At 72.1% G+C, this 24,929-nt stretch carries 18 protein-coding genes; 14 read left to right on the forward strand and 4 right to left on the reverse strand.

Annotation, left to right across the window (positions count from 1 at the left end):
* Positions 1-76 precede the first annotated feature (76 nt).
* Entirely contained in the window at positions 77-901 is an 825-nt protein-coding gene (locus ODJ79_RS08860) for an alpha/beta hydrolase (RefSeq protein ID WP_263022849.1), read from the forward strand.
* A gap of 12 nt (positions 902-913) precedes the next feature.
* On the opposite strand, the gene ODJ79_RS08865 is transcribed toward ODJ79_RS08860, so the two are convergent.
* The 3 genes from ODJ79_RS08865 to ODJ79_RS08875 are packed head-to-tail and all read right to left on the reverse strand — an operon-like array spanning position 914 to position 3,989.
* Positions 914-1,750 carry a carbohydrate ABC transporter permease gene (locus ODJ79_RS08865; RefSeq protein ID WP_263022850.1) on the reverse strand — a complete coding sequence of 279 codons (837 nt, stop codon included), beginning with the start codon at positions 1,748-1,750 and terminating at the stop codon, positions 914-916.
* Entirely contained in the window at positions 1,750-2,700 is a 951-nt protein-coding gene (locus ODJ79_RS08870; RefSeq protein ID WP_263022851.1) for a carbohydrate ABC transporter permease, read from the reverse strand. The genes ODJ79_RS08865 and ODJ79_RS08870 overlap by 1 nt, the downstream gene beginning before the upstream one ends.
* On the reverse strand, positions 2,700-3,989 hold the full coding sequence (locus ODJ79_RS08875; RefSeq protein ID WP_263022852.1) for an extracellular solute-binding protein: 1,290 nt from the start codon (positions 3,987-3,989) through the stop codon (positions 2,700-2,702). Before ODJ79_RS08875 ends, ODJ79_RS08870 begins: the two co-directional genes overlap by 1 nt.
* Positions 3,990-4,266: 277 nt before the next feature.
* Between ODJ79_RS08875 and ODJ79_RS08880 the strand changes: the two genes are divergently transcribed.
* Positions 4,267-5,025, forward strand: a complete 759-nt coding sequence (locus ODJ79_RS08880) for a DeoR/GlpR family DNA-binding transcription regulator (RefSeq protein WP_263022853.1) — start codon at positions 4,267-4,269, stop codon at positions 5,023-5,025.
* Between the two features lie 52 nt (positions 5,026-5,077).
* On the opposite strand, the gene ODJ79_RS08885 is transcribed toward ODJ79_RS08880, so the two are convergent.
* Positions 5,078-7,873: an ATP-binding protein gene (locus ODJ79_RS08885; protein WP_263022854.1), complete on the reverse strand. Its 2,796-nt coding sequence runs from the start codon at positions 7,871-7,873 to the stop codon at positions 5,078-5,080.
* Positions 7,874-8,027: 154 nt separating this feature from the next.
* On the opposite strand from ODJ79_RS08885, the gene ODJ79_RS08890 reads away from it, so the two are divergent.
* From ODJ79_RS08890 to ODJ79_RS08945, 12 genes are all read left to right on the forward strand, one after another.
* Positions 8,028-9,368: an MFS transporter gene (locus tag ODJ79_RS08890; RefSeq protein WP_263022855.1), complete on the forward strand. Its 1,341-nt coding sequence runs from the start codon at positions 8,028-8,030 to the stop codon at positions 9,366-9,368.
* A gap of 122 nt (positions 9,369-9,490) precedes the next feature.
* On the forward strand, positions 9,491-10,165 hold the full coding sequence (locus ODJ79_RS08895; protein ID WP_263022856.1) for an alpha/beta hydrolase: 675 nt from the start codon (positions 9,491-9,493) through the stop codon (positions 10,163-10,165).
* 231 nt (positions 10,166-10,396) lie between these two features.
* Positions 10,397-13,255, forward strand: coding sequence for an AfsR/SARP family transcriptional regulator (locus ODJ79_RS08900; protein ID WP_263022857.1), 2,859 nt, complete (start codon positions 10,397-10,399; stop codon positions 13,253-13,255).
* Between the two features lie 58 nt (positions 13,256-13,313).
* Positions 13,314-13,586 carry a hypothetical protein gene (locus ODJ79_RS08905; RefSeq protein ID WP_263022858.1) on the forward strand — a complete coding sequence of 91 codons (273 nt, stop codon included), beginning with the start codon at positions 13,314-13,316 and terminating at the stop codon, positions 13,584-13,586.
* Positions 13,573-15,456, forward strand: a complete 1,884-nt coding sequence (locus tag ODJ79_RS08910; RefSeq protein ID WP_263022859.1) for a RiPP maturation radical SAM C-methyltransferase — start codon at positions 13,573-13,575, stop codon at positions 15,454-15,456. The genes ODJ79_RS08905 and ODJ79_RS08910 overlap by 14 nt, the downstream gene beginning before the upstream one ends.
* Positions 15,457-15,517: 61 nt before the next feature.
* On the forward strand, positions 15,518-16,045 hold the full coding sequence (locus ODJ79_RS08915; RefSeq protein WP_263022860.1) for a GNAT family N-acetyltransferase: 528 nt from the start codon (positions 15,518-15,520) through the stop codon (positions 16,043-16,045).
* 114 nt (positions 16,046-16,159) lie between these two features.
* A complete protein-coding gene (locus ODJ79_RS08920) occupies positions 16,160-16,903 on the forward strand; it encodes a LuxR family transcriptional regulator (RefSeq protein WP_263022861.1) in 744 nt (247 codons plus the stop codon).
* Between the two features lie 169 nt (positions 16,904-17,072).
* Positions 17,073-18,059 (forward strand): hypothetical protein, encoded by a 987-nt coding sequence (locus tag ODJ79_RS08925; protein WP_263022862.1) that lies wholly within the window; start codon positions 17,073-17,075, stop codon positions 18,057-18,059.
* The gene (locus ODJ79_RS08930) at positions 18,059-20,359 is read left to right on the forward strand and encodes a TOMM precursor leader peptide-binding protein (protein ID WP_263022863.1); all 2,301 of its coding nucleotides are present in this window, start codon (positions 18,059-18,061) and stop codon (positions 20,357-20,359) included. The genes ODJ79_RS08925 and ODJ79_RS08930 overlap by 1 nt, the downstream gene beginning before the upstream one ends.
* 99 nt (positions 20,360-20,458) lie before the next feature.
* Positions 20,459-21,916, forward strand: coding sequence for a SagB family peptide dehydrogenase (locus ODJ79_RS08935; protein WP_263022864.1), 1,458 nt, complete (start codon positions 20,459-20,461; stop codon positions 21,914-21,916).
* Positions 21,913-22,719, forward strand: a complete 807-nt coding sequence (locus ODJ79_RS08940; protein WP_263022865.1) for an HlyD family efflux transporter periplasmic adaptor subunit — start codon at positions 21,913-21,915, stop codon at positions 22,717-22,719. Before ODJ79_RS08935 ends, ODJ79_RS08940 begins: the two co-directional genes overlap by 4 nt.
* On the forward strand, positions 22,716-24,905 hold the full coding sequence (locus ODJ79_RS08945) for an NHLP family bacteriocin export ABC transporter peptidase/permease/ATPase subunit (protein ID WP_263022866.1): 2,190 nt from the start codon (positions 22,716-22,718) through the stop codon (positions 24,903-24,905). Before ODJ79_RS08940 ends, ODJ79_RS08945 begins: the two co-directional genes overlap by 4 nt.
* Positions 24,906-24,929 lie beyond the last annotated feature (24 nt).

A 24,929-nucleotide genomic window follows, 5' to 3' on the forward strand; every position in this document is an offset into this window, starting at 1 on the left:
TACGGATGTCGGCCCGCGCGGATGGCGGTGCCAGCGATAATTCGGAACGCGCGCATGACTACCCACGGGAGCCCGCATGACCGAGAAGCACGCCGAGGGCCGCTTGGTCTCCGGACAGTACTGGCAGAGCTGGCGCGGCGAGGCACCCGCTGGGCTGGTCGTCGTGGTGCACGGTGCGCACGAGCACGGCGGCCGGTACCGCCCGGTTGCCGAGCGACTCGTCGCCGCGGGTTACGACGTCTATGCCGTGGACCATCCGGGGCATGGCCGGTCGCCGGGCAGGCGGGGCAACATCACGAGCATGGCCGCGGCCGTGGACGGCGTGGCGGCGTTGACCGAGCTCGCCGCGGAGAGCATCCCGGGCGTGCCGGTGTTCGTCTACGGGCACAGCCTCGGCGGGCTGATCGCGTTGCAGTATCTGACGGGAAAGCCCGCCGACCGCGTACGCGGCGGGGTCATCTCCGCGCCGGCCTTGGACACCAGCGCCGCCACCAAGGTGCAGAAGCTATTGGCGCCGGTGGTCTCCGCCCTGGTGCCGAACCTCGGCATGCTGACGCTCGACCTGGACACGATCAGCCGCGACCCCGAGGTGGTCAACGCCTACCGCGCCGATCCGCTGAACTACCTCGGCAAGATGACCGCCCGCACCGGCACGGAGCTCATGCTGACGGCCACCGCGATGCCGTCCCGGCTGGAGGGGCTGACGATGCCGTTGTTCGTCTTGCACGGCGGCGCGGATCGGCTCGTGCCGCCGGCGGCCAGCGCCGTCGTCCGCGAGCATGCCGGCTCGGCGGACCTCACCGTCAAGATTTACGAGGGGCTCTACCACGAACCCCACAACGAGCCGGAGCGCGACCAGGTCCTCGCCGACGTCGTGAGCTGGCTCGACGCCCACCGATGACGGCCGGGCCGGTTACTTGACGCTGCCGCTGAGCAGTCCGTTGACGATGAACCGGTTGAGGGCCACCGCGATCACGGCCGGCACCGCCAGGGCGAGCACGCCGGCCGCGTTGAGCAGCCCGAACGGCACGGTGTGCCGGCCCTGCAGCGCCGCGATGGCGACGGTGAGCGGCTGGGTCGACAGGTCGCTGGAGAGCACCAGCGGGAACAGGAACTGGGCCCACGCGAACAGGAAGGTGATGATGGCCGTGGACACGATGCCCGGCCACGCCAGTGGCAGCACGATGCGCCACAGGATCTGCATCCGGCTCGCGCCGTCGACCTGACCGGCCTCCTCGATCGCGATCGGCAGGCTGGTCATGTAGCTGTGCAGGATCCAGGTGGCCAGCGGCAGGAAGCCCGAAACATACACCAGAACAATTCCCGTGTACGTGTTGACCAGGCCGAACACGCTCATGATCCGGTACAGCGGGATCAGCGTGGTGTAGGCGGGGAAGGCCATGGTGGCGAGCACCGCGTAGAACAGCAGGTTCCGGCCCCGGAACCGCATCCGGGCGAAGGCGTACGCGGCGAGGGTGGCCAGTGCCACGGTGATGACCGTGGCGGCCGTGCACTCGACGACAATGTTGATCGAGGAGCGGCGAATGGTGTCCGGGATCTCGCCGGTCCCGCTCAGCAGCGCGTGGTAGTTGCTCAGCATCGGGCTGGGCGGCAGGTAGTGCGCGGGCCTGGCGCTGATCTGCGCGTTGGTCTGCAGGCTGGTGTTGAGCGTCCAGTACAGCGGCACCAGCGACCACAGCACGATGAACAGGATGCCGAGGGTCCGGGCCCAGGGACGGCGTCGAGGCATCAGAACTCCACCTGCCGGTAGACGAGCTTCACCACGCCGAGCGAGAGGATCAGCGTGGCGATGGTGATCAGCAGCGAGAGCGCGTAGCCCTCGCCGAAGTCCAGGTTCTGGAAGCTGATGAAGTAGGTCTGCATGGTCAGCGACGCCCCGGTGTCGGCCGAGCCGTTGAGCACGTACGGCTGGTCGAACACGTTCAGCGTGGCGATCACCGCCTGCACCATGGCGATCGCGATGCCCGGGCGGGCGAGTGGCAGGGTGATCCGCCGCAGCGCCTGCCAGGCGGTGGCGCCGTCGAGCACCGCCGCCTCGTACAGCTCGCCCGGGATGTTCTGCAGCGAGGCCAGGATCAGCAGCGTGGACAGCGGCGTCATCTGCCAGACCTGCACGAGTTCGATGGCGAGGATGGTCAGGAACCGGTGCTGACCGAGGAACACCTGGTAGTGCGAGATCAGGTGGGTCGAGCTGAGCACGCTGTTGAGCAGGCCGATGTTGGCGTCCCAGATGCCCGTCCAGACGAGACCCTCGACCACGCCGGGCAGCGCCCACGGCAGGATCAGCACGGCGATCAGGATCGACCGGCCGCGGAACGGCCGCTGCAGGGTCACCGCCATGACGATGCCGAGGATCGTCGACAGCGCGACGCCGATCACCACGTACAGACCGGTGTTGAGCAGGCTCGACCGGACCGCGCCGTCGGCGAACAGGTGCCGGAAGTTGTCCAGGCCGTTGAACGTGGTCGGCGGGTCGAGTTCGTCGACCCGGAAGAACGACTGCACGATCGTCACCCCGGCCGGCACCAGGGCCAGCGCGACGATGAACAGGGCCAAGGGTGTGACCAGGGCGTACGGCAGCACGTCGAGACGCCGCCCGCGGGGCCGGGCTCGGCCCGGCGCCGCGGTGCCGGTCGGCGGCACGTCGTGCCGCCGACCGCTGCGAGTACCGACCATCATCAGCTGGACAACCTGTTTGCGGTGCCGGCCATCGCCCTGATCGCGTCATCGACGCTCATCGAGCCGGTCGCCGCGGCGTGCAGGCTGGTGTAGACGGACTTGGAGAACTCCGGGTACCAGGAGGGCGCGCCCTCCGGGAACACCGGCTTGGCACTGTTCTTGAGCATGTCGGCCAGCTGCTGGCCGCCGATCAGCTTGCCCTTCTGGGTCAGCTCGGCCATGCCGGCCAGGCGCGACGGCAGGAAGTAGCCGGGCATCACCTTGTCCGGCCCGCTCGCCCCGGCGAAGTCGGCCTGGTTCTGTGCGCTGGTGAACCAGTCGATGAACTTCGCCGCGGCCGCCGGGTACTTGGCCTGCCGGGGGATGCCGATGCCGTCCGGGTTGCTCATGTTCGGGCCGGCCCCGCCGGCACCCGGTGTCGACAGGTAGGCGACCTGGTCGACCACGGTGGACGAGGCCGGCACGCTGTACAGGCTGCCGACGTTGCCCGAGTAGTCGGCGAAGGTGCTGGCCACCACGCCCTTGGCCATCAGGGTCTGCTGGCCCTGACTGTCGGCCACATTGATGTTGCCAGGCGGCACCAGGCCCTGCTTGATCGCGTCGACCATCCACTGCGCGGCCCGGTAGCCGGGGGATTCCGGCGTGGCGAACTGCGGCTTGCCCGAGCCGTCGAGGATCGTCCCGCCGAACGCCGCGGTCGTCTGGTACCAGTACGTCGACAGGCCCTCGGCGGCGGCGAACGGGATGTTGAGGGGGTACTGCACCACGTTCTTGGACTTGAGCTGCTTCAGGTCGGCGTTGTACTCGTCCATCGTGGTCGGCATCGTGCTGATACCGGCCTTCGTGAACAGCTTCTTGTTCACGGTGGTGACCAGGAACGACGCGTCGTACGGGATGCCGATGACGTGGCCGTTGGAGCTGAACGAGGGCAGTTGCGGCATCTCGCCGGCCAGCGCCTTGGTGTCCAGGTAGTTCTCCATCGGGTAGAACCAGTTGAGTTTGCCCAGCTGGCCGACCCGCGACCAGTCCACATCGGTGGCGTCGGCGAAGTAGGTCTTCGCGGTGGCCGCAGCGGCGATCTTGGTCTGCAGGCTGTCCCAGTCGGTGTTGGTCCATTTGACCGTGATGCCGGTGCTCTTGGTGAAGGCGTCGATCGAAGCCTGCGGCGGGGGCTCGGTGGCGAGGGCGACGGTGATCGTCACGCCGGTGGTCTTGTCGGATCCGCTGCTGCCCTTGCTGCCGCCGCAGCCGGTCGCCAGGGCGCCGAGGAGCACGAGGGCGCCGGCCATATACACAGTTCGGGGGTGTCGAGACGTAGTCATCACGGTCAGCCCTTCTCGTACTGACAGCGCGGTCCCTTTGCGCACTCCAGTGCGCATCTGCGCAACTCCGGGGCCGCAGTGGGACGACTATGGCATCGGCTGCGCATACGGTCAATCGAAGATTGCGCGATCCTTGCGTAATGCGCAGCTCTGCTCGAAATAGTTGCGCGTAACGCGCAATGCGTTTGAGCGAAGGCGCAGAACGGCGGAGTCGAACTGCGCAACCGGGTGCTACCTTTCCGGCATGCAACGCAAGCAGCGTCTGCGCGAGATGGTGGCGGCGATCGTCGAGCGGGGCAGCCTCGACGTCGAGGCCCTGGCCGAGCTCTTCGCCGTCTCGCCCGCCACCGTGCGCCGCGACCTGGAGGTCCTGGAAAAGCAGCGGCTGGTCAGCCGCACCCGGGGCGGCGCGACCACGCACGCCTCGTTCAACGACCTGCCGCTGTCCTACAAGACCGAGCAGGACACCGGCGAGAAGCGGCGGATCGCCCGGCAGGCGCTGCGCTTCCTGGAGGGCGCCCGGGTCATCGGCACCACCGGCGGCACCACGGTCTCGGAGTTCGCCCGCCTGCTGATGGACCGCGACGGGCTGACCATCGTCACCAACGCCCTCAACGTGGCGACCTACCTGGTCGCCAACCCGCGGCTGCGGGTGTTCTCGGCCGGTGGCGAGGTGCGCAGCAGCAGCCAGGAGGCGGTCGGGCCGAGCGCCGAGAGGTTCATGGCCGACTACAACATCGACGTTGCCTTCATCGGCGTCGACGGCGTCGACGCCACGGCCGGCTGCACCAACTACGACCCGGTCGGCTGCCGGGTCAACGCCGTGCTGCGCGAGCAGGCCCGGGTCAGCGTGGTGCTGGCCGACGCCACGAAGATCGGCCGGGTGGCACTCGCCCAGGTGTGCAAGATGTCCGACGTGGACGTGCTGGTCACCGACGACCGGGCCGGCGGCAGCGCCCTCGACGCGATCCGGGCCCAGGGCTGCCAGGTGCTCACCGCCTGAGCGGCGGTTGCGCGTTCAGTGCTCGAAGTTGTGCATTTCGGCACCCATGAGGTCAGTCGCCGCGGGCGGCCATCGCGGCCAGGCCGAGATCCGTCATGGCGGCCTGGTCGCCGTCGGCGAACACCATGGTCCGCGCCCACTGATACCGGCTTCCGGAGGTCTTGAAGACCTCGGCGGTCCCGGTCAGCCTCGCGGCGTCTCCGCCCAGCAACGCCTCGGCCCGGTCGACGATCGCCCCCGCGACGGGGTTTCCGGCGACCAGCGCGCGGGCGGCGGTGATTCGATCGGCGGCGTCGGCGGCGCCGGCCAGCACGGCGGCCTCCGCCTTCAGGGCGACGTACCAATGCAGCCAGATCCAGGTCACCCAGCGCCAGACCGCAGCGGGTTCCGACTCCAGCCGCCGCAGTGCCTCGTCCGGCCGCCCGAAATGGAGGAGCTCGATCGCGTCGAAGACGGCCCGATAGCCGTAGATGTGCCCGGCCGGGGTGCCGAGCTGGCCAAGGATCGTCAGCCAGGTGCGACGGGCTTCCTGATCGCCACGGAGACCGTGGATCATCGCCACCCCGGCGACGGCCGCGCCGAGCGCGGGCTTCGCGGGCCGCCCCGCCCGTTGCCAGGATTCCCGGAACAGTTCGCTCAGGGCCAGCGTGTCGCCCGGGTCACCGGCCAGGGCGCCGGCCGTCATCCGCCAGCTGATCGCCCGGTGGCGCACCTCGGCCAGCAGCGGATGGTCGGCCAGCCGCCGGGCCCACCGCTGGGCGCCGGGCAGGTCGCCGGCGCCGAGACTGGCCTCGGCGGCCTCACCGAGCGCGTCGACCAGCTCGTGGGCCGTCGCCGGCGTGACCGGCAGGGCCGACAGCAGCTCGATGCGGCGGCGTGCGGTGGCGGCGGAGCCGAACGTCTGCCCGGCCCAGCACTGGGCGCCCAACAGCGCGTCGAGGGCGGCCGACTCGGCGAGCAGGTCCCCCGTTCGCCGGGCCAGCTCCACCGCGCGTTCGGCGCCGGCCAACGTCTGCGGCACGTCGTTGGTGGGCGGGCCGTGACCGCCGCCGAACGCGTCGTGCACGACGGCCGCCTCGGCCAGCGCGATCGCGGCCCGCGCGGCCGCGTCGTCACCGGCCGACTCCCGGGCCTGGTCGATGAGCGCCAGCGCGTGCGCCTGCGGGAGCACCGTGGTGAAGCTTCCCGAGTATCGGTAGGCGTTGGTGGCCGCGGCGGCAAGGTCGCAGGCGGCCCCGGCCGGGTCGCCGGCTCGGCGGGCGGCGTCGGCGGCAGCCAACCGGAAACGGTGCATCTCGTCGCCGCGCATCGCGCAGCCGGCGACGGTGGCCGCGTGGCGGAACATCGCCGCGGCCTCGGCCGGGTCGTCGGCGAGGCCGGCGGCCTGCGCGAAACGCTGCTGCGCCTCGCCGAGCAGGTTGCGGGTGAAGGTGAGCTCGGCGAGGCACCGGGCCAGACAGCACGCGTCCGGGCGCTGGTCGGGGCGGCCGGCGGCCCACCCGAGGGCGGCCCGCAGATCGTCGGCGACCTGGTCGAACCGGGCCCGCCAGCCGGCGCGTACGTCGGAAAGGTCGGCGGCGCGCTCCAGGCACCAGTGCAGATGCGCGGCGCGAGTGCTGTCCAGCTCGCCCGACTCGGCGAGCCGCTCGACGCCGTACTGGCGTACCGTCTCCAGCGCCCGGTATTCGGTGGTGTCCGGTGACAGTGCGACCACGAGCAGGTTCTGCTCGGCCAGTCGGGCCAGGCCGTCGGCCGTGGCGCCGATGTCGTGTCCGGCCACCTTCGCCGCCGCTGCCAGGCCGAACGGCGAGACGAAGACCGAGATGCGGTGCAGCAGCGCCCGGTCGTCCGGCTCGAGCAGGGCATGGCTCCAATCCAGCGCCGCGCGTACCGATCGGTGCCGGTCGTCGGCCCGTGGGCCACCGGTCAGCATGCGCAGCTGGTCGGTGAGCCCGGCGGTCAAGCCTTCCCGCCCCAGCGTCGGCCAGCGGGCGGCGGCCAGCTCGATCGCCAGCGCGACGCCGTCCAGGCGCCGGCAGATCGCGACGATGTCCGCCGGATCCGGGCTGCCGCCGACGGCTGCCGCCCGATCGAGGAACAACGCGACGGCGTCGGACTCGGTGTCGCCGTCGAGCGACATCGGCGGCACCGCATAGACGTGCTCGAACGGCACCATCAGTCGAGCCCGGCTCGTCGCCAGCACCGTCAGGCCGGGACATGCGGCGAGCAGCCGCTCCACGAACGTGGCCACCCCGGACAGCACCTGCTCGCAGTTGTCCAGGACGAGCAGCGCCTGGCGATCGGCCAGGGCGTCGATCACCGTCTCGCCGATGTCGCTACCCGGCTCCTCGCCGACGCCCAGCGCCAGGGCGACCGCGGCGGCCACCATGCCCGGATCGGTGAGCGGCACCAGGTCGACGAACCACACGCCGCCGGCAAACTCACCGGCGAGGTCGGCGGCGACGGTCGACGCGAGCCGGGTCTTGCCGACGCCACCGGCGCCGACCGCCGTCACCTGCCGATGTGCCTTGATCATCTTGGCCAGCTCGGCGCACTCCCGCGACCGGCCGACGAACGACGTCAGCTGCACGGGCAGAACCGGCGCCGATGCGGCCCGGCCGGCTCGGTCCCGCTCGGCGTGCTCGGCGTGCTCGGCGGCCCGGCGGGCCAGGGCCCGCCGGTCGGGCACCTCCAGCTTGCGCAGCAACGACGAGACGTGGCTTTCGACGGTACGCACGGAGATGAACAGCTTCGCGGCGATCTCGGCATTGGTCAGGTGCCCGCCGAGCAGGGCGAGCACCTCCGCCTCCCGTGCCGAGATGTCCTCGATCGGCCGCCCGGCTGCCAATTCGCGTACCCCCTGGCTGGTGACTGGCGTGATGCGGGATCCGTGGTGCGTTCCGTGGCCGGCACGGATGCCGGCGAACCCACGGCCGCGCGACGCTGATCCCGTGGGGAGATCAAGAGTGACGGAGCGTGCCTGGGCAGGATCGTACGGCAGATTGCTGAGGCAGCCGGTCCTGCGCCGAGTGCTGCCCGGCATGATGATCTCCGCCCTCGGCGACGGCATGAGCATGGTGGCGGTGGCCTGGCTGGCGCTGGCGATCGCCCGGCCGGGCCAGGCCGGGGTGTGGATCGGTCTCGCGGTCGCCGCTTATGCGCTGCCGGCTCCGGTCGGGGCGGCCCTGCTGGCCGGCGTGATGCGGCGGCTGACCGCGTCCCGGCTGGTCGCGGCGGACGCGACGGTGCGGGCGGCGTCGCTGGGCACGATCGCCGTGCTGGCCGCGGCCGGGCGGTTGACCCCCTTCGTCTACGTGCTGCTGCTGGCGGTGTCGTCGCTGCTGCACGCCTGGGGGAGCGCCGGCCTGTACACGCTCATCGCCGAGGTGCTGCCGGAGCGGGACCGGGTCACCGGCAACGCGCTGCTGTCGACCTTCAACCAGGCGGCTTTCATCGTCGGCCCGGCCCTGGCCGGTGGGTTGACCACGCTGACCGGCCCGGCCTGGGTCATCGGCGCCGACGCGGCGAGCTTCGCCGTCCTGGCGATCGCCTGCCGGCGCTGGGCGGGCCGACCGACGACGACCGGAAGCAGCCGGGCGGCCGAACCCGCCGGCGGAGGCTGGCGCGTGATCGTCGATCGGCCACCGCTGCTCGGTCTGATCCTCGTCACCTGCGCGTTCTTCTTCCTTTATGGCCCGGTGGAGGTGGCACTGCCGGTCCACGTCGCCGACGGGCTGCACGGCTCGCCCAGCCTGCTCGGCCTCTACTGGACGGTCTTCGGCGCCGGCGCGACCGTCGGCGCGCTCGGCGCCGCCGCGCTCCGCAACCGTTCACTGCGGAAGGTCGTGCCGTGGATCATCATCGGCTGGGGAGCGGCGCTGCTGCCGCTCGGCCTGACCGAGGCCGTCGTCCCGGGCCTGATCGGGCTGGCCGCCGGGGGCCTGATCTACGGACCGTTCAGCGCGATCTCCACCGCCCTGTTCCAGGCCGGCACCCCACCGCAGGCGCTGAGCCGGGTGCTCGCCGTCCGCACCGCGCTGACCACCCCGTCCACCGCGCTCGGCACCCTGCTGGGCGGCCCGCTCGTGACCGTCCTCGGTGCTCAGCGAACGCTACTGATCTCCGGACTGCTCACGATCGCCCTCGGGACGGCGGTCGCCTTCACCGTACGCCGGCGGAGCCACGATCCGTGGCCCGATCCGTGGCCGCGACGGAGGTGGCGCCCCGCTACGGCCACAAGACTGAAAGTCACCCCACGAAACAGCGGAGACACCGAGATGACCAGCACCGATACCTACGACGGCTGCACCACGCCATCGTCAAGGCGAACGCGCCCCAGCTGACCCCCGACTGTGGTACGGCATGCCGGCGTACGCCAAGAACGGCACTGTTCGGCGATAGTTGGCACTGTTGCCCGCACATGCCAACAGATACCTACCACATGTCAGCAAGGAACCCCACGCCGATGTCGTCCACAGCAGGCGAGCTCGTTACCGAGGTGTTGGAGCACGACGGCGGACGTCAGGTCACCGCCTACGTCCCGGCGGCTGCGCCCGAGGCGATCGTCTTTGCCGGTGACGGCCAGTTGCTCGCGTCGTGGGGAGCAGCGCTGGAGGCCGCCGATCTACCGCCCACGATGATCATCGGCGCCCACCGGCTGGAGGACGAGACGCTGAGGCTGCACGAGTACTCACCGGGCCGCAGCACGGACGCGTTCACCTTCGACCCGCAAAGATTCGCGGCACACGAGAAATTCTTCGTCGAGGACGTACGCCGATGGGCGGCGAGTCGCCTGGGCACCAAGCTGCCGGCCGACCGAACTGCGACGTTCGGTGTCTCCGCCGGCGCAGAACTCGCATTGGCCATGGGACTCCGTCATCCCGACGTCTACGGCGCGGTCTTCTGCGCCTCTCCGGGCGCGGGATACCAGCCACCCGCAGTGCTACCCAGCAGGCTCCCACGCACCTACCTCGTCGCCGGCACCGAGGAACCGTTCTTCCGCGACAACGCGATCCGGTGGGCTAATGCGCTGCGAGACGCGGGCGGCGACGTCGTCCTGACCGAGCGGGCCGGCTCGCACGGCGGCGCGTTCTGGAAACAAGAGTTTCCCCTGATGGTGGCCTGGGCGTTCGGGCACTGAGCCGCCCGACGCTCGCCGACGGTTCAAAACGATGGACACGTTGCCGTCGTTCGTGGGGACTTCGGCGCCTGCCAAGTCTGGCTGCAGGCCGACATCCACCGCATCCACTGCCGGTCCTGCTTGCGGGTCCGCACCGAGCACGTGCCGTGGGCGGCCCGGCGGGTAGCGATGTCGCGACGGAATGTCCCCCGGTTCGTACACTGTGGTCATCGTCGATCTAAGGGGGCATCCTTGGTCGGGTCGCACCAGGGTCAGCCGGGGGCGGCGCTGCGCGTGGAGGTCCTCGGACCCGTTCAGGCCTGGCTGGGTGACACCCGCCTGAGCCTCGGCCCGGTCCAGCAGCGGGTGGTGCTCGCCGTCCTGGCCCTGCGGTCCAATCGGCCGGTACGCCGGGAACAGCTGATCGAGGCGATCTGGGGAGACACCGCTCCGGCGTACGCGGTGAATGTCGTCCAGAAGTACATCTCCGGCCTACGCCGCGCGTTCGAGCCGGTGCGGTCCGATCGTTCGCCGTCCCGCGTGCTCACCTGGAGCGAGGTCGGCTACCAGCTGGCGCTGCCGCCCGGCAGCCTCGACCTGGAGGTGTTCGACCGCGAGGTCAGCCGGGCCCGCACCGCGCGGGCGGCCGGTGAGCTGCCCGAGGCCGTTCAGGCCATGCACGCCGCGATGCAGCTCTGGCGCGGGCCGGCCTTCGACGGGCTGGCCGGCCCGCTGCTGGACGTCGAGCGGGCCCGGCTCGAGGAGCGCCGGATCAGCGTGCTCGAGGAGCGAATCGAGATCGATCTCGCGATGGGCAACGACGAGGACCTGGTCACCGAGCTGACCCGCCTGGTCGCCGAGTACCCGATGCGGGAGCGGCTCCGGGGTTCCCTGATGACCGCGCTGTATCGCAGCGGGCGCCAGGCCGAGGCGCTGGCCGCCTTCCACGAACAGGCCCGATATCTGCGGGAGGAGCTCGGTGTCGATCCGTCGGCCGAGCTGCAGGACCTGTACAAGCGCTTCCTCGCCAATGATCCGTTGCTCGACGCGCCGTCCGGCTCGACCGTCCCCGAGCCGGTCCTGCGGCCGCCGATCCCGGCGCAGCTGCCGTACGCGACGCCGCACTTCGTCGGCCGGGTCAACGAGTTGCGCCAGCTCGACGCCCTGGTGACCGGCGACGGCATGGTGATCGCCCTGATCACCGGGACGGCCGGGGTCGGCAAGACCTCGCTCGCCGTGCACTGGGCGCACCGGATCAGCGCCCGCTTCCCGCACGGCCGGCTCTACGTGAACCTCCGCGGGTTCGATCCGCACCGGTCGGCCATGGAACCCGGCGAGGCCCTGCGCGGCTTTCTCGACGCGCTCGGGGTGCCGGCCCGCCGGGTGCCGGCCACCCTGGAACAACAGGCGGCCCTCTATCGCAGCCTGCTCGCCGGGCGGCGGGTGCTGGTGGTGCTGGACAACGCGCGCGACACCGACCAGGTGACCCCGCTGCTGCCCGGCTCGGCCGGCTGCCTGGCCGTGGTGACCAGCCGCAACTGGTTGTCGGGGCTGATCGCGGCCGGTGCGGTCGCGGTGCCGGTCGACCTGGTGACCGCCGACGAGGGGCGCCAGATGCTGCGGCGGCGCATCGGCGAGTCGCGGGTCGAGGTCGAGCCGACCGCGGTCGACGACATCATCGCCGTCTCCGCCCGGCTGCCGCTGGCGCTGGCCATCGTGGCCGCCCGGGCGGCGGCCCAGCCGCGGTTCACGCTCACCGCACTCGCCGACGAGCTGGGGCATGCGCGGGGCGGGCTGGACGCGTTCGCGGGGGAGGACCCGACCGCCGACGCCCGGGCCGTCCTATCCTGGTCGTACAACCTGCTGGCCGAGCCGGCCGCGCAACTGTTCCGGCTGCTGGGGCTGCACCCGGGGCCGGACATCTCGGTCGCGGCCGCGGCCAGCCTCGCCGGTGTCCCACCGGCCGAGGCGCGCCGATTGCTCACCGCGCTGCGCGGGGCGCATCTGATCGACGAGAGCGCGCCGGGCCGGTTCACCTTCCACGACCTGCTGCGGGCGTACGCCGCCGAGCAGGCCCGGGTCCTGGGCAGCGCGGCCGAACGGGAGGCGGCGCTCGGCCGGATGCTCGACCACTACCTGCACACGGCACACGCCGCCGACCGGCTGCTCTATCCGTACCGCGAACCGCTGGTCATCGATCCGCCCGCGACCGGCGTGGTCGCGGTGCCGCACGCCGACGCCGACCAGGCCATGACCTGGTTCGTGGCCGAGCACGCGAACCTGCTGGCGGCGCTCGCCCTGGCGGCCGCCGACAACCTGCACACCTATGTGTACCGTCTCGCCTGGACGATGACCGCTTTCCTCAACTATCAGGGGCATTGGCATGATTGGGCCGCGACGATGGGCGCCGCCCTGCACGCCGCCCGGCGGCTCGGTGACCGGGCCGCCCAGGCCCAGGCGCACCGCCTGCTCAACCTGGCCAACCTCCAGCTGGGCCGGTTCGACGAGGGGCGCGCCCACGCCGAGCAGGCCCTGCAGCTGTTCGCCCAGCTGGGCGACCTGCCCGGCCAGGCGCGGATCCGGCTCAACCTAGGCCGGGTCCTGGAACGGCAGGGCAACCTTCAGCAGGCACTCGACCAGGCCCGGCAGGCGCTGGAGCAGTTCCGGCTCGCCGAGGACTGGGCCGGCCAGGCCGACGCCCTGAACTGGGTGGGCTGGTACCACAGCCAGCTCGGTTACCACGAGCAGGCGCTGGAGTACTGCCGTCAGTCGCTGGCCCTGCACGCCGACTCCGGCGACTGGCCCGGCCACGCCGACACCTGGGACAGCCTGGGCTACGCCCACCATCAGCTGGGCCATCACGACGAGGCGGTCGCCTGTTACGAGCGTGCGCTCACCCTCTGGCACGACCTCGGCGACCGCTACCAGGTGGCGATGACCCGGCTGCGGCTCGGTGACACGTACCGTGCCTCGGGCGACGCCGACCGGGCCCGGGCTGCCTGGCGGGAGGCGATCGAGATCTTCGATGCGCTCGGGCATCCGGAGGCCGCCGCGGTTCGCACCAAGTTAGACCATCTGGCCAATTCCCGAGGGGGCGCCCGGGGGAAATAGTGACGCCTATCGCTTGATGCGGCGACTCGTTCGCCGGCCCGCCAGTGAAGGGAAAACCATGTCCGACAATCCTTCCCGCGGTGGGCCGCGGGTACTCCTCAGTGGGCTGGCCGTGGGCGCGGTGCTGGGCGCCCCGATCGCCGCGGGCACGGCGGCCGGCGCCGAGGAGAAGTCCGCGGCCGCCGTCGAGCGGGTCGCGCCCGCCGGCACCTGCCCGGCCAACCCGATCACCGCGGCGACGATCCGGGAGCAGTTCCGAGCCTCCTTCGCCGCCGGCAAGGTCGCGCCGCCGGCCGCCGAGATCACCACGGTCATCTGTGAGACTGCCTGATCCGCAGCCGGTTCCGCGGCGTCCGTCCGCCGCCGAGCGGGCCGCCCTGCCGGTGGTCCTGGTGTCGATGCCGTTCATGACGGCCGACCGGCCGTCGATCCAGCTCGGCCTGCTCAAGGCGGTCGCCGCCGGGCACGGGTACGCGGTCAGCACCCTGCACGCCAACCTCGACTTCGCCCACCGGATCGGCACCGAGACCTACGAGTCGCTGTGCGAGCAGCGTGGACACATGTTCGGCGACTGGTTGTTCTCGGTCGCGGCGTTCGGTGACCAGGCGCCCGACGCGGACGGCGCCCTGCTCGACGACTCCGCGGCGAAGCTCGATCTGCCCGGCGGCCGCGACCTGCTCCGGCGGGTCCGGGACGAGGACGTGCCCGCCTACCTCGACCACCTGGCGAGCGCCGTGCGATGGCAGGACGTGCGGGTCGTCGGTTTCAGCTGCACGTTCCAGCAGAACGCGGCCTCCTTCGCGCTGGCACGCCGGCTGAAGCGGGAGTTCCCGCACCTGACCACGGTCTTCGGCGGCGCCAACTTCGACGACGAGATGGGGCTGGAGTACGTCCGGCGGGTCGACGCCATCGACTACGCGGTGCTCGGCGAGGGCGACGTGGCCTTCCCCGAGCTGCTGTCCGCCCTGGCCATCGGTGCCGACCCGGGCGGCGTGCCGGGAGTCGCCGGACGCCGGGCGGGCCAGGTGGTGGCGACGGCGCCGCGGCCGCCGTTCGAGCGTCTCGACGAGTCGCCGCCGCCGGACTACGACGAGTACTTCAGCCGGGCCGAGGCGCTCGGGCTCCAGCACAGCGCGGGTCAGCGCACCGTACGCATCCCGTTCGAGTCCGCCCGCGGATGCTGGTGGGGTGCCAAACACCATTGCACGTTCTGCGGGCTCAACGGCTCCGGCATGCAGTTCCGCGCCAAGTCTCCGGGCCGGGTGGCGGCCGAGCTGGCCATCCAGGCGCGGCGGTACCGCAGCTTCCGGTTCGAGGCGGTCGACAACATCCTGGACACCGCCTACCTGTCCGGGCTCTTCCCCGAGCTGATCGCCTCCGGCACCACGTACGACATCTTCTACGAGGTCAAGGCGAACCTCACCCGCCAGCAGCTGAAGCTGCTCCGGCAGGGCGGGGTGACCCATCTGCAGCCCGGCCTGGAGTCGCTGAGCACCCGGGTGCTCGGCCTGATGCGCAAGGGTGTCCGGGCCGGGCAGAACGTCAACGTACTGCGCTGGGGCCTTTACTACGGCATCACGATCTCGTGGAACATCCTCTGGGGCTTCCCGGGCGAGTCCGCCGACGACTACCAGGCCCAGGCGGCGGTCATGCCGCACCTCGTACACCTGCGGCCGCCCACCGGCGCCGGACGGGTCTGGATGGAGCGGTTCAGTCCGCTGTTCACTCAGGAGGATTCGGGCGTCCGGGTGCGCCACCCGGAGCCGGGATACCGGTATGTTTATCCGGACCGGTTCGATCTCGGCAAGATCGCCTACTTCTTCGAGTACGAGCTGGCCGACCCGCTGCCGGACGAGGCGTACGCCGGCGTCCGCGAGGCCGCCGCGGAATGGAAGGCCGCGTGGCAGCGTGCGACACCACCGACGCTCACCTACTTCTCGGCACCCGGCCTGCTGCAGATCTACGACGGCAGGCACCCCGGGGCGGAGGGCACGTACACGTTCGAAGGCGATCTCGCCGAGATCTATCTTGCCTGCGTCGACCGGCCGATCGGCGCGGCAGCCGTACGGGACCGCCTGTCCCGCCGGGTGCCGCTCGATGCCGTTCAGGAGGCCTTCGCCGGGTTCGCCGAGCGGGGCCTGATGTTCCTGGACGGTTCGTCGGCGCTCGCGCTGGCGCTCCCGGCGGGGGCGACCCGGTGACCCGACCGGTGTGATACTTGCAGACCCCGACCCCCCTTCCGAGGTGACAATGGACGAACAGGTGAGCCTGCGACCCTTTCGGGAGCCGGATCTGCCGTTCCTGGAACGGCTCGGCTCGGATCCCAGCGTCACCGGGCGCTACGTGTGGGCCGGGTTCCGTGACCCGCGGTTGCGGCGGTTGCGCTGGGAGAAGGACGGATACGTCGCCAACGACTCCACGGCGCTCGCGGTGATCGGCAAGGATCCCGCGTCCGGCCAGGAGGCCGTGCTGGGCATCGCCAGCTGGGACGCGCGGGACCGCGGTGGCCCGCCCGGTGGCTGCTATGAGATCGGGCTCGCGCTGCTGCCGGAGTGCCGCGGGCGTGGGCTCGGCACGACGGCCCATCAGCTGCTGGTGCGGCACCTGTTCGACTGCACCCTGGCGCAGCGGCTGGAGGCGCAGACCGACGCCGACAACATCGCCGAGCAGCGCGCACTGGAACGGGTCGGGTTCAACCGCGAAGGTGTGCTGAGGAACGCGCGGTTCCGCGAGGGCAGCTGGCGGGACATGCTGATCTACGGATTGCTCCGCACCCCGCCGGGCGATTGACCGGGCTTCCCGTCGGCGTTCAGCGTATGTTCCAGCGCCTGTTCCAACCCCGTCGGCCAGGCTGGCACGGCAAGTCACGCCGGAGGCGTGCCGGCCAGCGCGACGGGAGAAGCCATGGACCGTACGGCGGAACTACGGGCCTTCACCGAGGCCGCGACGGCCCTCGCCGCCGGCCGGCAGTCGGTCGTCGAGGTGGTCGGCGCGGCCGGGACGGGCAAGACGAGCCTGCTCGCCGCGGCGGTGGCGGAGCTGGCCCGGCCTGGACTGCGGATCCGCACCGGAAACGCGGCCGAGCTCGAACGGGAGATCCCGTTCCAGGTCTTCCTGCACGCTTTCGGGGGGCAGCAGCAGTGGCCGCACGGTGATGACGACGAGCGGTTCTGGGACGACGCCACCGTCCGGGCCGCCGGGACGCCACTGAGCGTCGAACAGTTCCTGCTCTGCCGCCGCGGGCGGCGCCGGATCGCCGCCCGCGCCGGCACCGGCCTGGTCCTGGTCCTCGACGACCTGCAGTGGGCCGACCGGCTCTCGCACGACCTGATCGGCCACCTGTTGCGATATCCGGTGGCCGCCCCGTTGCTGCTGGTGCTGGCCTACCGTCCCGGGCCGGCCGTGCGGTGGGAGGCGGGCCCGGAGGTGCGGCGGCTGCGGCTGGGTGCGGCCACACCCGTGCTGGCCAAGCTCACCGCCCGTCAGCTCCAGATCGCGCGGCTGGCCGGCACCGGAGCCACGACCAGGCTGATCGCCCGGGAGCTGTCGGTCAGCCCGCGCACCGTCGACGCCCACCTGGCCCGCATCTACCGGCTCCTCGGCGTGCCGTCCCGGGCCGGGCTGGCCGCCGTCGTCGCGCATGCCTGACATCGATCGGTGCCGCCGTGCCGACGCGGTGGCCGCATTCGCTGCCGTGTCCCGCGGGGTGCCCGGTACGGTCTGCCGCCATCGGCCGCCGCGCCGCCGGGGCGGGGAAATACTCATGGCGCGGATCATGCCGTCGGGGCGGATCCCGCATCCCCGCCGGGAGGCTGTCGTGAGTCGTCTGCGTCCGAGCCGGTCGCCGCTGACCGGAGGAATCCTCGCCGTCCTGCTCGGATTCGGCCTGACCGGCTGCGCCCGGTCCGAGACGGCCGCCGCCGCGCCGGGCCCGGCTCCCGCGTTCGGTGTGCCCGCGGCGACCGACGTGCTGGCCGCCTTCGACAAGGCCGACTCGGCCGCGACGGTGGCCGGCGACGTGCCGGGTCTGCGGACCTCGGAGGTCAGCCCCTCCCTCGACGGCAGCATCGCGGCGGTCAACAAGGCCCGGCTCGTACGGCGTAACCAGCCCGGTTTCCGGCACGTGGATCCGGTGTTCGCGCTGCCGGCCGACACTGCCGGCTGCTTCCTGGTCACCGCGAAACTGCGGCTGACCGGCGAGGAACTGCTGGTCACCGACGCCAGCCACTTCATCCGTACGCCGGCGGGGGGTTGGAAGCTCAGCCACAACGTGCAGATCGGGCCGGACGGCCAGGCCGCTCTGGCCTCCCTGGGCAGCGCATCCGCCGTGCCGTCCGCCGAGGCCCTGCCCGACGGGCTCCGGCAGCGGCTGGCGGCGCAACTGTTCACCCGGACCACCGGAGCGGAAACTCCGGACACCACCGTGGTGGCCTCCAACGTCCTGCTGGACCGCAGGTTCGCCGGCGGCTGGGCGATCTACAGCCAGCAGATGCAGGGTGCCGGGATGAAGGTCGCCCGCACCTTCAGCCGGGCCGAGTGGTCCGACTGCGCGGCCCGCACCTCGGCCGGCACGCTGGCCTTCGTCACGCTCGCGGTGTCGGACACGATCACCGGCAGCGCCGCCGCACTGACCCCGGAGGCACCGGACATGGCCGCGCTCGGCCGGACCGCGGCGGTGCACGGGCGCAGCATCCGGATCGCCCGGCTGCAAACGTTCCTGCTGCTCGTGCCGCCGGACGGGTCCGGACCGGCGACCGTGCTCGGCCTCGCCGACGCCCCGGTGTCGCTCGACGTGGCGAAGTGATGGACACCGGCCGCCTGCGCCACCCCCGGCTGAGAGCGGACTACCAGCCGGTTCTCTGCGCCGCTCCGGAGGGCGCCTACCTGGTCGTCGTCGGCGAGCACCGCAACCTGCTGATCGACGACCAGGCGGCGGTCGACCTGGCGCCGCTGCTGGACGGCACCCGGACCGTGGAGCGGCTCGCCGCCCTGGTGGCCGACCGGCACCCGATGGCGGCCGTCGCGTCCGGGCTGCGCCGGCTGGCCGGGCTCGGACTGCTGGCCGACGGACCGGCCGGGACCCGCACCGCCGTGGCGGCCGGCTGGGACGCCCGCGGGGTCGCCCCGGACGCCGCCGAGCAATGGGCGGCGACCGGCCGGGTGCTGCTGGTCGACGCCGGCTCGCCGGTGACCGCCTCGATCGCGGATCGGCTCGCTCCCGCGGTGGGCCGGGTGGAGGTCGTGGCCGCTCGTGACCCCGATCTGCCGGTCATCCTGGCCGGCGATGCCCAGATCGTGGTCGCGCCCGGCTCGTACGTGGACGATCAACTGTCCCTGGTGAACGAGGCCTGCCTGACAGCCGGCCGCCCGTGGACCCTGATCCGGGCGCACGGCTCGGTGCTCGTCCTCGGCCCGCACCTGATCCCGGGCTCGACCGGATGCTGGTCCTGCCTGCGGCAGCGGTGGCTGGAGAACGAGCAGGTGGAGAACTACCTGGCCGGGCAGGGTGACGCCGGTCGCCTCACCGTGGCACGGGCGGCCCTGCCCGGCACGGTGGCCACCGCGGTCGGTCTCCTCGCGGCGGAGTTGCCGGTGCTGGCCGTCGCCGGGCGGTCGCCCCGCATCACCGGCCGGATGATCACCTTGGACACTCGCGACCTGACCACCTCGGAGCACGAGCTGATCCGCCAGCCGCAGTGCCCGGCGTGTGGTGACCCCGGCCTCACCCGGGCCGCCGATCCGCGGATCACCCTGACCGCCGGGGCGGCGACGGACGTGGACGGCGGCACCCGTACCGCGGCCGTCGCCGAGGTCCAGCAGCGGCTGACTCGGCACGTGAGCCGGTACCTGGGCGTGGTCACCCGGCTGGACCCGCTCACCGGCCCCGACGACCTCACGCAGAGCTGGATCTCCGGGCACAACTTCGCCGTGGCCCGGCACCCGGCCGGTCTGCGCAAGAGCCTGCGCGGGTTGTCCGGCGGGAAGGGCCGTACGGTCGCGCAGGCCAAGGTGAGCGCCATCGCCGAGGCGATCGAGCGGTACAGCGGGGTCTGGCGCGACGACCGGCCGGTGCGCCGGGCCGCGTACGCCGACCTCGATCCCGGCACCACCGTGCACCCGCGCGACCTGTTGCTCTTCTCCGACAAGCAGTACGCCAACCGGGGGCAGAGCAACACCGGCGGCGGGCACTTCCACCGCGTCCCGGCACCGCTGGCCGACGACCAGCCGCTGGAGTGGAGCACCGCCTGGTCGCTCACCCACGACGCCCCGCGCGACGTGCCGGCTGCCTACTGCTGGTACGGCCACCCGGAGGTGGCCGCGCTCGACGTCTGCGCGCCCGACTCGAACGGCTGCTCGGCGGGCAGCACCCTCGCCGAGGCGGTCCTGCAGGGCCTCGGCGAACTGGTGGAGCGGGACAGTGTCGCCCTGTGGTGGTACCACCGCTCCCGGCTTCCCGGCGTCGATCTGGCGTCGTTCGCCGACCCGTGGATCGACGCGCTGCGCGCCCACTACGAGGGCGCCCTGGGCCGGGAGCTGTGGGCGCTGGACCTCACGGCCGACCTCGGCATGCCGGCGTACGCCGCGGTGTCCCGGCACCTCGAGCGGCCCACCGAGGACGTGATCCTCGGCTTCGGCAGCCATCTCGACCCGGCGACGGCGCTCGGCCGGGCGCTGACCGAGCTGAACCAGTTCCTGCCGATCGTCGCGCGGTTCGTCGGCGGCAGCACCCGGTACGGCATCACCGACCCCGACACCGTGGCCTGGTACCGGACCGTCCGGGTGGCCGACCAGCCGTGGCTGACACCGGACCCGCAACTGCCGCCGAGCACCGTACGCACCCACGACCGGGCCGGAACCGGGGGCGTGGCCGGGGACGTGCGGCACTGCGTCGACCGGCTCCGGCGGGCCGGTCTCGAGGTGATCGTGCTGGACCAGTCCCGCCCGGACCTGGATCTGGCCGTGGTCAAGGTGATGGTGCCCGGACTGCGGCACTTCTGGCGCCGACTGGGACCGGGACGGCTCTGGGACGTTCCGGCCGCCCTGAACCGCACCCCGCGGGCGGCCGGTGAGGACTCGATCAATCCACTCAGCGTCTTCTTCTGACCAGGCGAGGAGGTCCACGGTGACAGACCAGGCGAGGGGTCCACGGTGACTGACCAGGCGAGGGGGTCCACGGTGACTGACCAGGCGAGGGGGTCCACGGTGACGAGCACCGCAATCCGCGGCGGTCCGCCCGCGGCGGCCGCCGCCCACGAGTCGTTCCGCCTGCGCCGGGACGCGGAGCTGAGCACCGATGAGACCGGTGCGCTGCGGTTGCGGCAGAGCCGGTTCCAGCTGCCGCTGGGCGGGCTCGGCGTCAGCCGCCGAGCGCTGGTCCTGCGGCTGGCCGCCGATTGGGTCGGCGACCTGGAACTGCACCGGATCGTCGTCGGTCTGGAAGGCGAGGGACAGGTGCTGCCCGCGCAGATCCTGCTGCGCCGCCTGGCCGCACACTCCTGGCTGGAGCGCCGGCTGCAGGCCGGCGGCCGGCCGCTGCTCGACGTGGTTCCGCGGGGCCTGGGCTCGGGGAGCCTGCCGGAGCCGCGGCGGCACGAGCCGAGCGGCCGTTACCGGCTCTCCCGCTTCGCCGGCCTGCGCGTCCAGGACGGGCGGCTGGTGGCCGGTTCGCCGCTGGCCACGGTCGCCGTCGCGTGCGTCGACGCCGGCCTGGCGACGGTGTTCGCCGCCGCGGCGGACTCGGGTTGCGACGTCCGCGGCGTGGCGCACCTTCTCGCCGTGCCGGAGCCGGTCGCCGGCCGCGTCCTCGACGAGCTGCTCACCGGCCGGCTGCTGGTCACCGCGGCGGAGTTCGAGGAGGAGTCCTCGGCCGCGCCGCTGGCCTACTGGCTGCCCGAGGAGCTCGCCCTGCACGACCGGGCGCGACCGGGCCGGCACGTCGCCGCGGTGGGCGGCACGTATCCGTTCCGCGGCAAGCTACCCCCGGCCCCGCTGCGCCGTGACTTCCCGGACGGCCGGCACCGGGTGCTGCCGGTCCCGGACATGGAGCTGGTGGCCAAGCGCGACGACCCGCTGACCGCGGTGGTGCGGGCGCGCCGCTCGGTCCGGGAACACGACGACGGTCAGCCGCTCACCGTCGACGCCCTCGGCGAGTTCCTGTACCGGGTGCAGCACACCAGCGGCGTCGGGGAGGCCGGCGGGCAGGAGATCGGCCATCGCCCGTACCCGGGTGGCGGGGGGCTCTGCGAGCTGGAGATCTATCCGCTCGTCTCGCGCTGCTCCGGTCTCGACCCGGGCCTGTACCACTACGACTCCGTCGAGCACCAGCTCACGCTGCTCACCGACACCGATACCACCGGCGGCCCGGTGGCCCGGTATGCCCGCGCGGCGGCCGGCATGGCCGAGACGCCGCAGGTGCTGCTCGTGATCACCGCCCGCGTGCACCGGATGATGTGGAAGTACGAAGGACTGAGCTACGCCATGGTCCTGAAGAACGCCGGGGTGCTCACCGGTCTGATGTACCTGGTGGCGACCGCGATGGGGCTCGCGCCCTGCGCCCTCGGGGCCGGTGACTCGGCGGGCTTCGCCCGGCTCGCCGGAATCGACCCGCTGGTGGAGCCGAACATCGCCGACTTCGCGCTCGGCTCGCGGAGGGCGGCATGAAGTTCCGCCGGCAGGCGCTGCGCCACCTGGAGGCGCCGGAACAACTGGACGACGTGATCAAGCTCGCCAGCGTGCCGAGCTGGCTGCTCACCATGGCGATGACCGTCGCGGTGACCTGCGCCGGAGTGTGGGCGGTGTGCGCGATCGTGCCTCGGGTGGTGCAGGCGGCCGGCGTGCTCATCCACTCCAACGGGGTGTCCGCCGTCGACGCGACTATCCGCGGCCAGGTCGTCAAGGTCTGGAGCGCGGCCGATCAGCGGGTGGCCAAGGGCACGCCGCTGTACAGCCTGGAGCAGGACGGAAAGATCACCATAGTGAACGCGCCGTGGGACGCGTACGTGGTGGCCTGGCTGGTCAGCGAGGGTCAGCTGCTCGAACCGGGCACGCCGGTCGCCGACATGGAGCGGCTCGACACCCCCGGGGACGCCCTGCAGGCGGTGGTCTTCGTACCCGCCGCGGTCGCACCCCTGCTGCACCCGGGAAACCGGGTCACCGTCGTCGCCGACGCGGTGCCGAGCACGGTGTTCGGCACCCTCTCCGGCACCGTGACCGACGTCGGGTCCTTCCCGGAGACCGAGCAGTCGATGCGGGCCTTCCTGGGCAGCGGCGCCGACATCCGCCGCCTGCTCGGCGCGGGCAGCGTCATCCGGGTGACCGTGCCGCTGCGGACCGACCCCGGCTCGCCGAGCGGCCTGCACTGGTCCAAGGCCGCTCCACCGTTCCAGCTCAACTCCGCCAGCGCGATCAGCGCCCGGTTCACCATCGCCACCGAGCACCCGATCGACTGGCTGGTGAACCGGTGACCGGCCCGGTCGACATCGACCTGGGCGAGCCGTCCGCCGCGGCCCCACCCCGCCCTCGCCGGCGCCGGGTCCGGACCCCCACCGTGATCCAGATGGAGGCGGTCGAGTGCGGCGCCGCCGCCCTCGGCATCGTCCTCGGCCGCTACGGGCGGCACGTCGCCCCCGAGGAGCTCCGGCAGACCTGCGGCGTCAGCCGGGACGGATCCACGGCGGCCAGCGTCCTCAAGGGCGCCCGCAAGTACGGCCTGATCGCCAAGGGTTTCCAGATGGACGTCGACGGGCTGGCCGACGTGCCGCTGCCCGCGGTGCTGTTCTGGAAGTTCGAGCACTTCGTGGTCCTGGAGGGGCTCGGGCGCCGGGTGCGGATCAACGACCCGGCCACCGGCCCGCGGTCGGTGAGCTGGTCCGATTTCGACAGCGCCTTCACCGGCATCGTCCTGACCATGCGGCCCGGCCCGGACTTCGAGCCCGGCGGTACCCCGTTCCGGGTGCTGCCCCAGCTGGCCCGGCGGTGGCGCAACCTCGGTTCGGTGGTGCCGCTGACCGTGCTGCTCGGCCTGCTCATCGCGGTGGTCGGACTGACCCAGCCGGCGCTGGTGCGGGTCTTCGTCGACCGGGTGCTGCTGGGCAAGGACCACGGTGCGTTCACGTCGCTGGCGCTGGCCATGAGCGCCGCCGTGCTGCTCACCCTGGTCGCCGGGCTGCTGCAGCAGCGGCTGCTGATCCGCAGCGAGACCGCCCTGGCGCTGAGCAGCGGCTCGCGCTTCTTCCGGCGCCTGCTCCGGCTGCCGGTTGCCTTCTTCGACCAGCGTCAGGCGGCCGACCTCACCCAGCGGGTGCGCAGCAACGACGTGGTGGCCGACGTGCTCACCCGGCGGGTGGCGACCACCGCGGTGGACACCGCGCTGGTCGGCGCGTACGGGGTGCTGTTGTGCTCCTACGACGTCACGCTCGGGCTCTGTGCGATGGCGTTCGCCGGGTTGAACGTGGCCGTGCTGCGCTACGTGGCGGCGCACCGCACCAGCGTGGTCGCGGGTCTGCAGGCGGAGCGCGGCAAGATGTTCGCGACCGTCTACACCACCATCCAGATGATCGAGTCGATCAAGGCCACCGGTGAGGAGGAGGTCGGCTACCAGCGCTTCGCGGCGCGCGGCGCGGCCGTCAGCTCGAGCCAGCAGCGGCTCGGCGTGCCGGCCGCGGTGCTGTCGGTGATACCGGCGCTGATCGCGGCGCTGAACACCGCCGTCCTTCTCGGGCTGGGCAGCCGGCAGGTGCTCGCCGGCACCTTGAGCGTCGGGGTGCTGGTGGCGATGCAGGGGCTGGTCACCGCCATGAACCGGCCGATCGTCAACCTGACCGCGCTGGGCTCGAGGCTGCAGGACATGAGCGCCGATCTGAGCCGGTTGCGCGACGTGGAACGCTATCCGGTCCCGGCCCGTACGGCGGTGACCGCGCCGGTGGCCTCCCTGCAGGGACACCTGCGGATCGAGAAGGTGAGTTTCGGCTACAACCCGCTCGGCGCGCCGCTGCTGTCGGATTTCGACCTCGACATGCCGCCGGGGTCGCGGGTCGCCCTGGTCGGCTCCTCGGGCAGCGGGAAGTCGACCGTGGGCCGCCTCGTGGCGGGTCTCTACCCGTGCTGGTCCGGCCGGGTCACGGTGGACGGTCTGCGGCGCGACGAGGTCGACGCCGAGCTGTGGGCGGCCACCGTCGCGATGGTCGACCAGAACCGGATGCTCTTCGAGGGCACCATCCGGGACAACGTGACGCTGTGGGATCCGACGATCGGCGACGAGGAGGTGATCGCGGCGCTCAAGGATGCCGCGATCTTCGCCGAGATCGCCGGCCGGGCCGGCGGTTTGTCCGGGCTGGTCGAGGAGGGCGGCCGGAACTTCTCCGGCGGCCAGCGGCAGCGCCTGGAGATCGCCCGCGCGCTGGTGCGCCGGCCTCTGGTCCTGGTGCTGGACGAGGCGACCAGCGCCCTGGACGCCGAAACCGAACAGCTCATCGATCGCAATCTGCGCCGCCGGGGCGCGACCTGCCTCATCGTCGCCCACCGCCTTTCCACCATCCGGGACGCGGATCTCATCGTGGTGCTCGAGGGCGGTCGTGCGGTCGAACGGGGCACGCACGACGAGTTGATGGCGGCCGGCGGGGCGTACGCCCGGCTCCTGCGCGAGCACTGACCGGCGTGGCTGATGACGTGGGAG

The sequence above is a fragment of the Actinoplanes sp. KI2 genome (assembly GCF_025630775.1).
Lineage (GTDB): Bacteria > Actinomycetota > Actinomycetes > Mycobacteriales > Micromonosporaceae > Actinoplanes.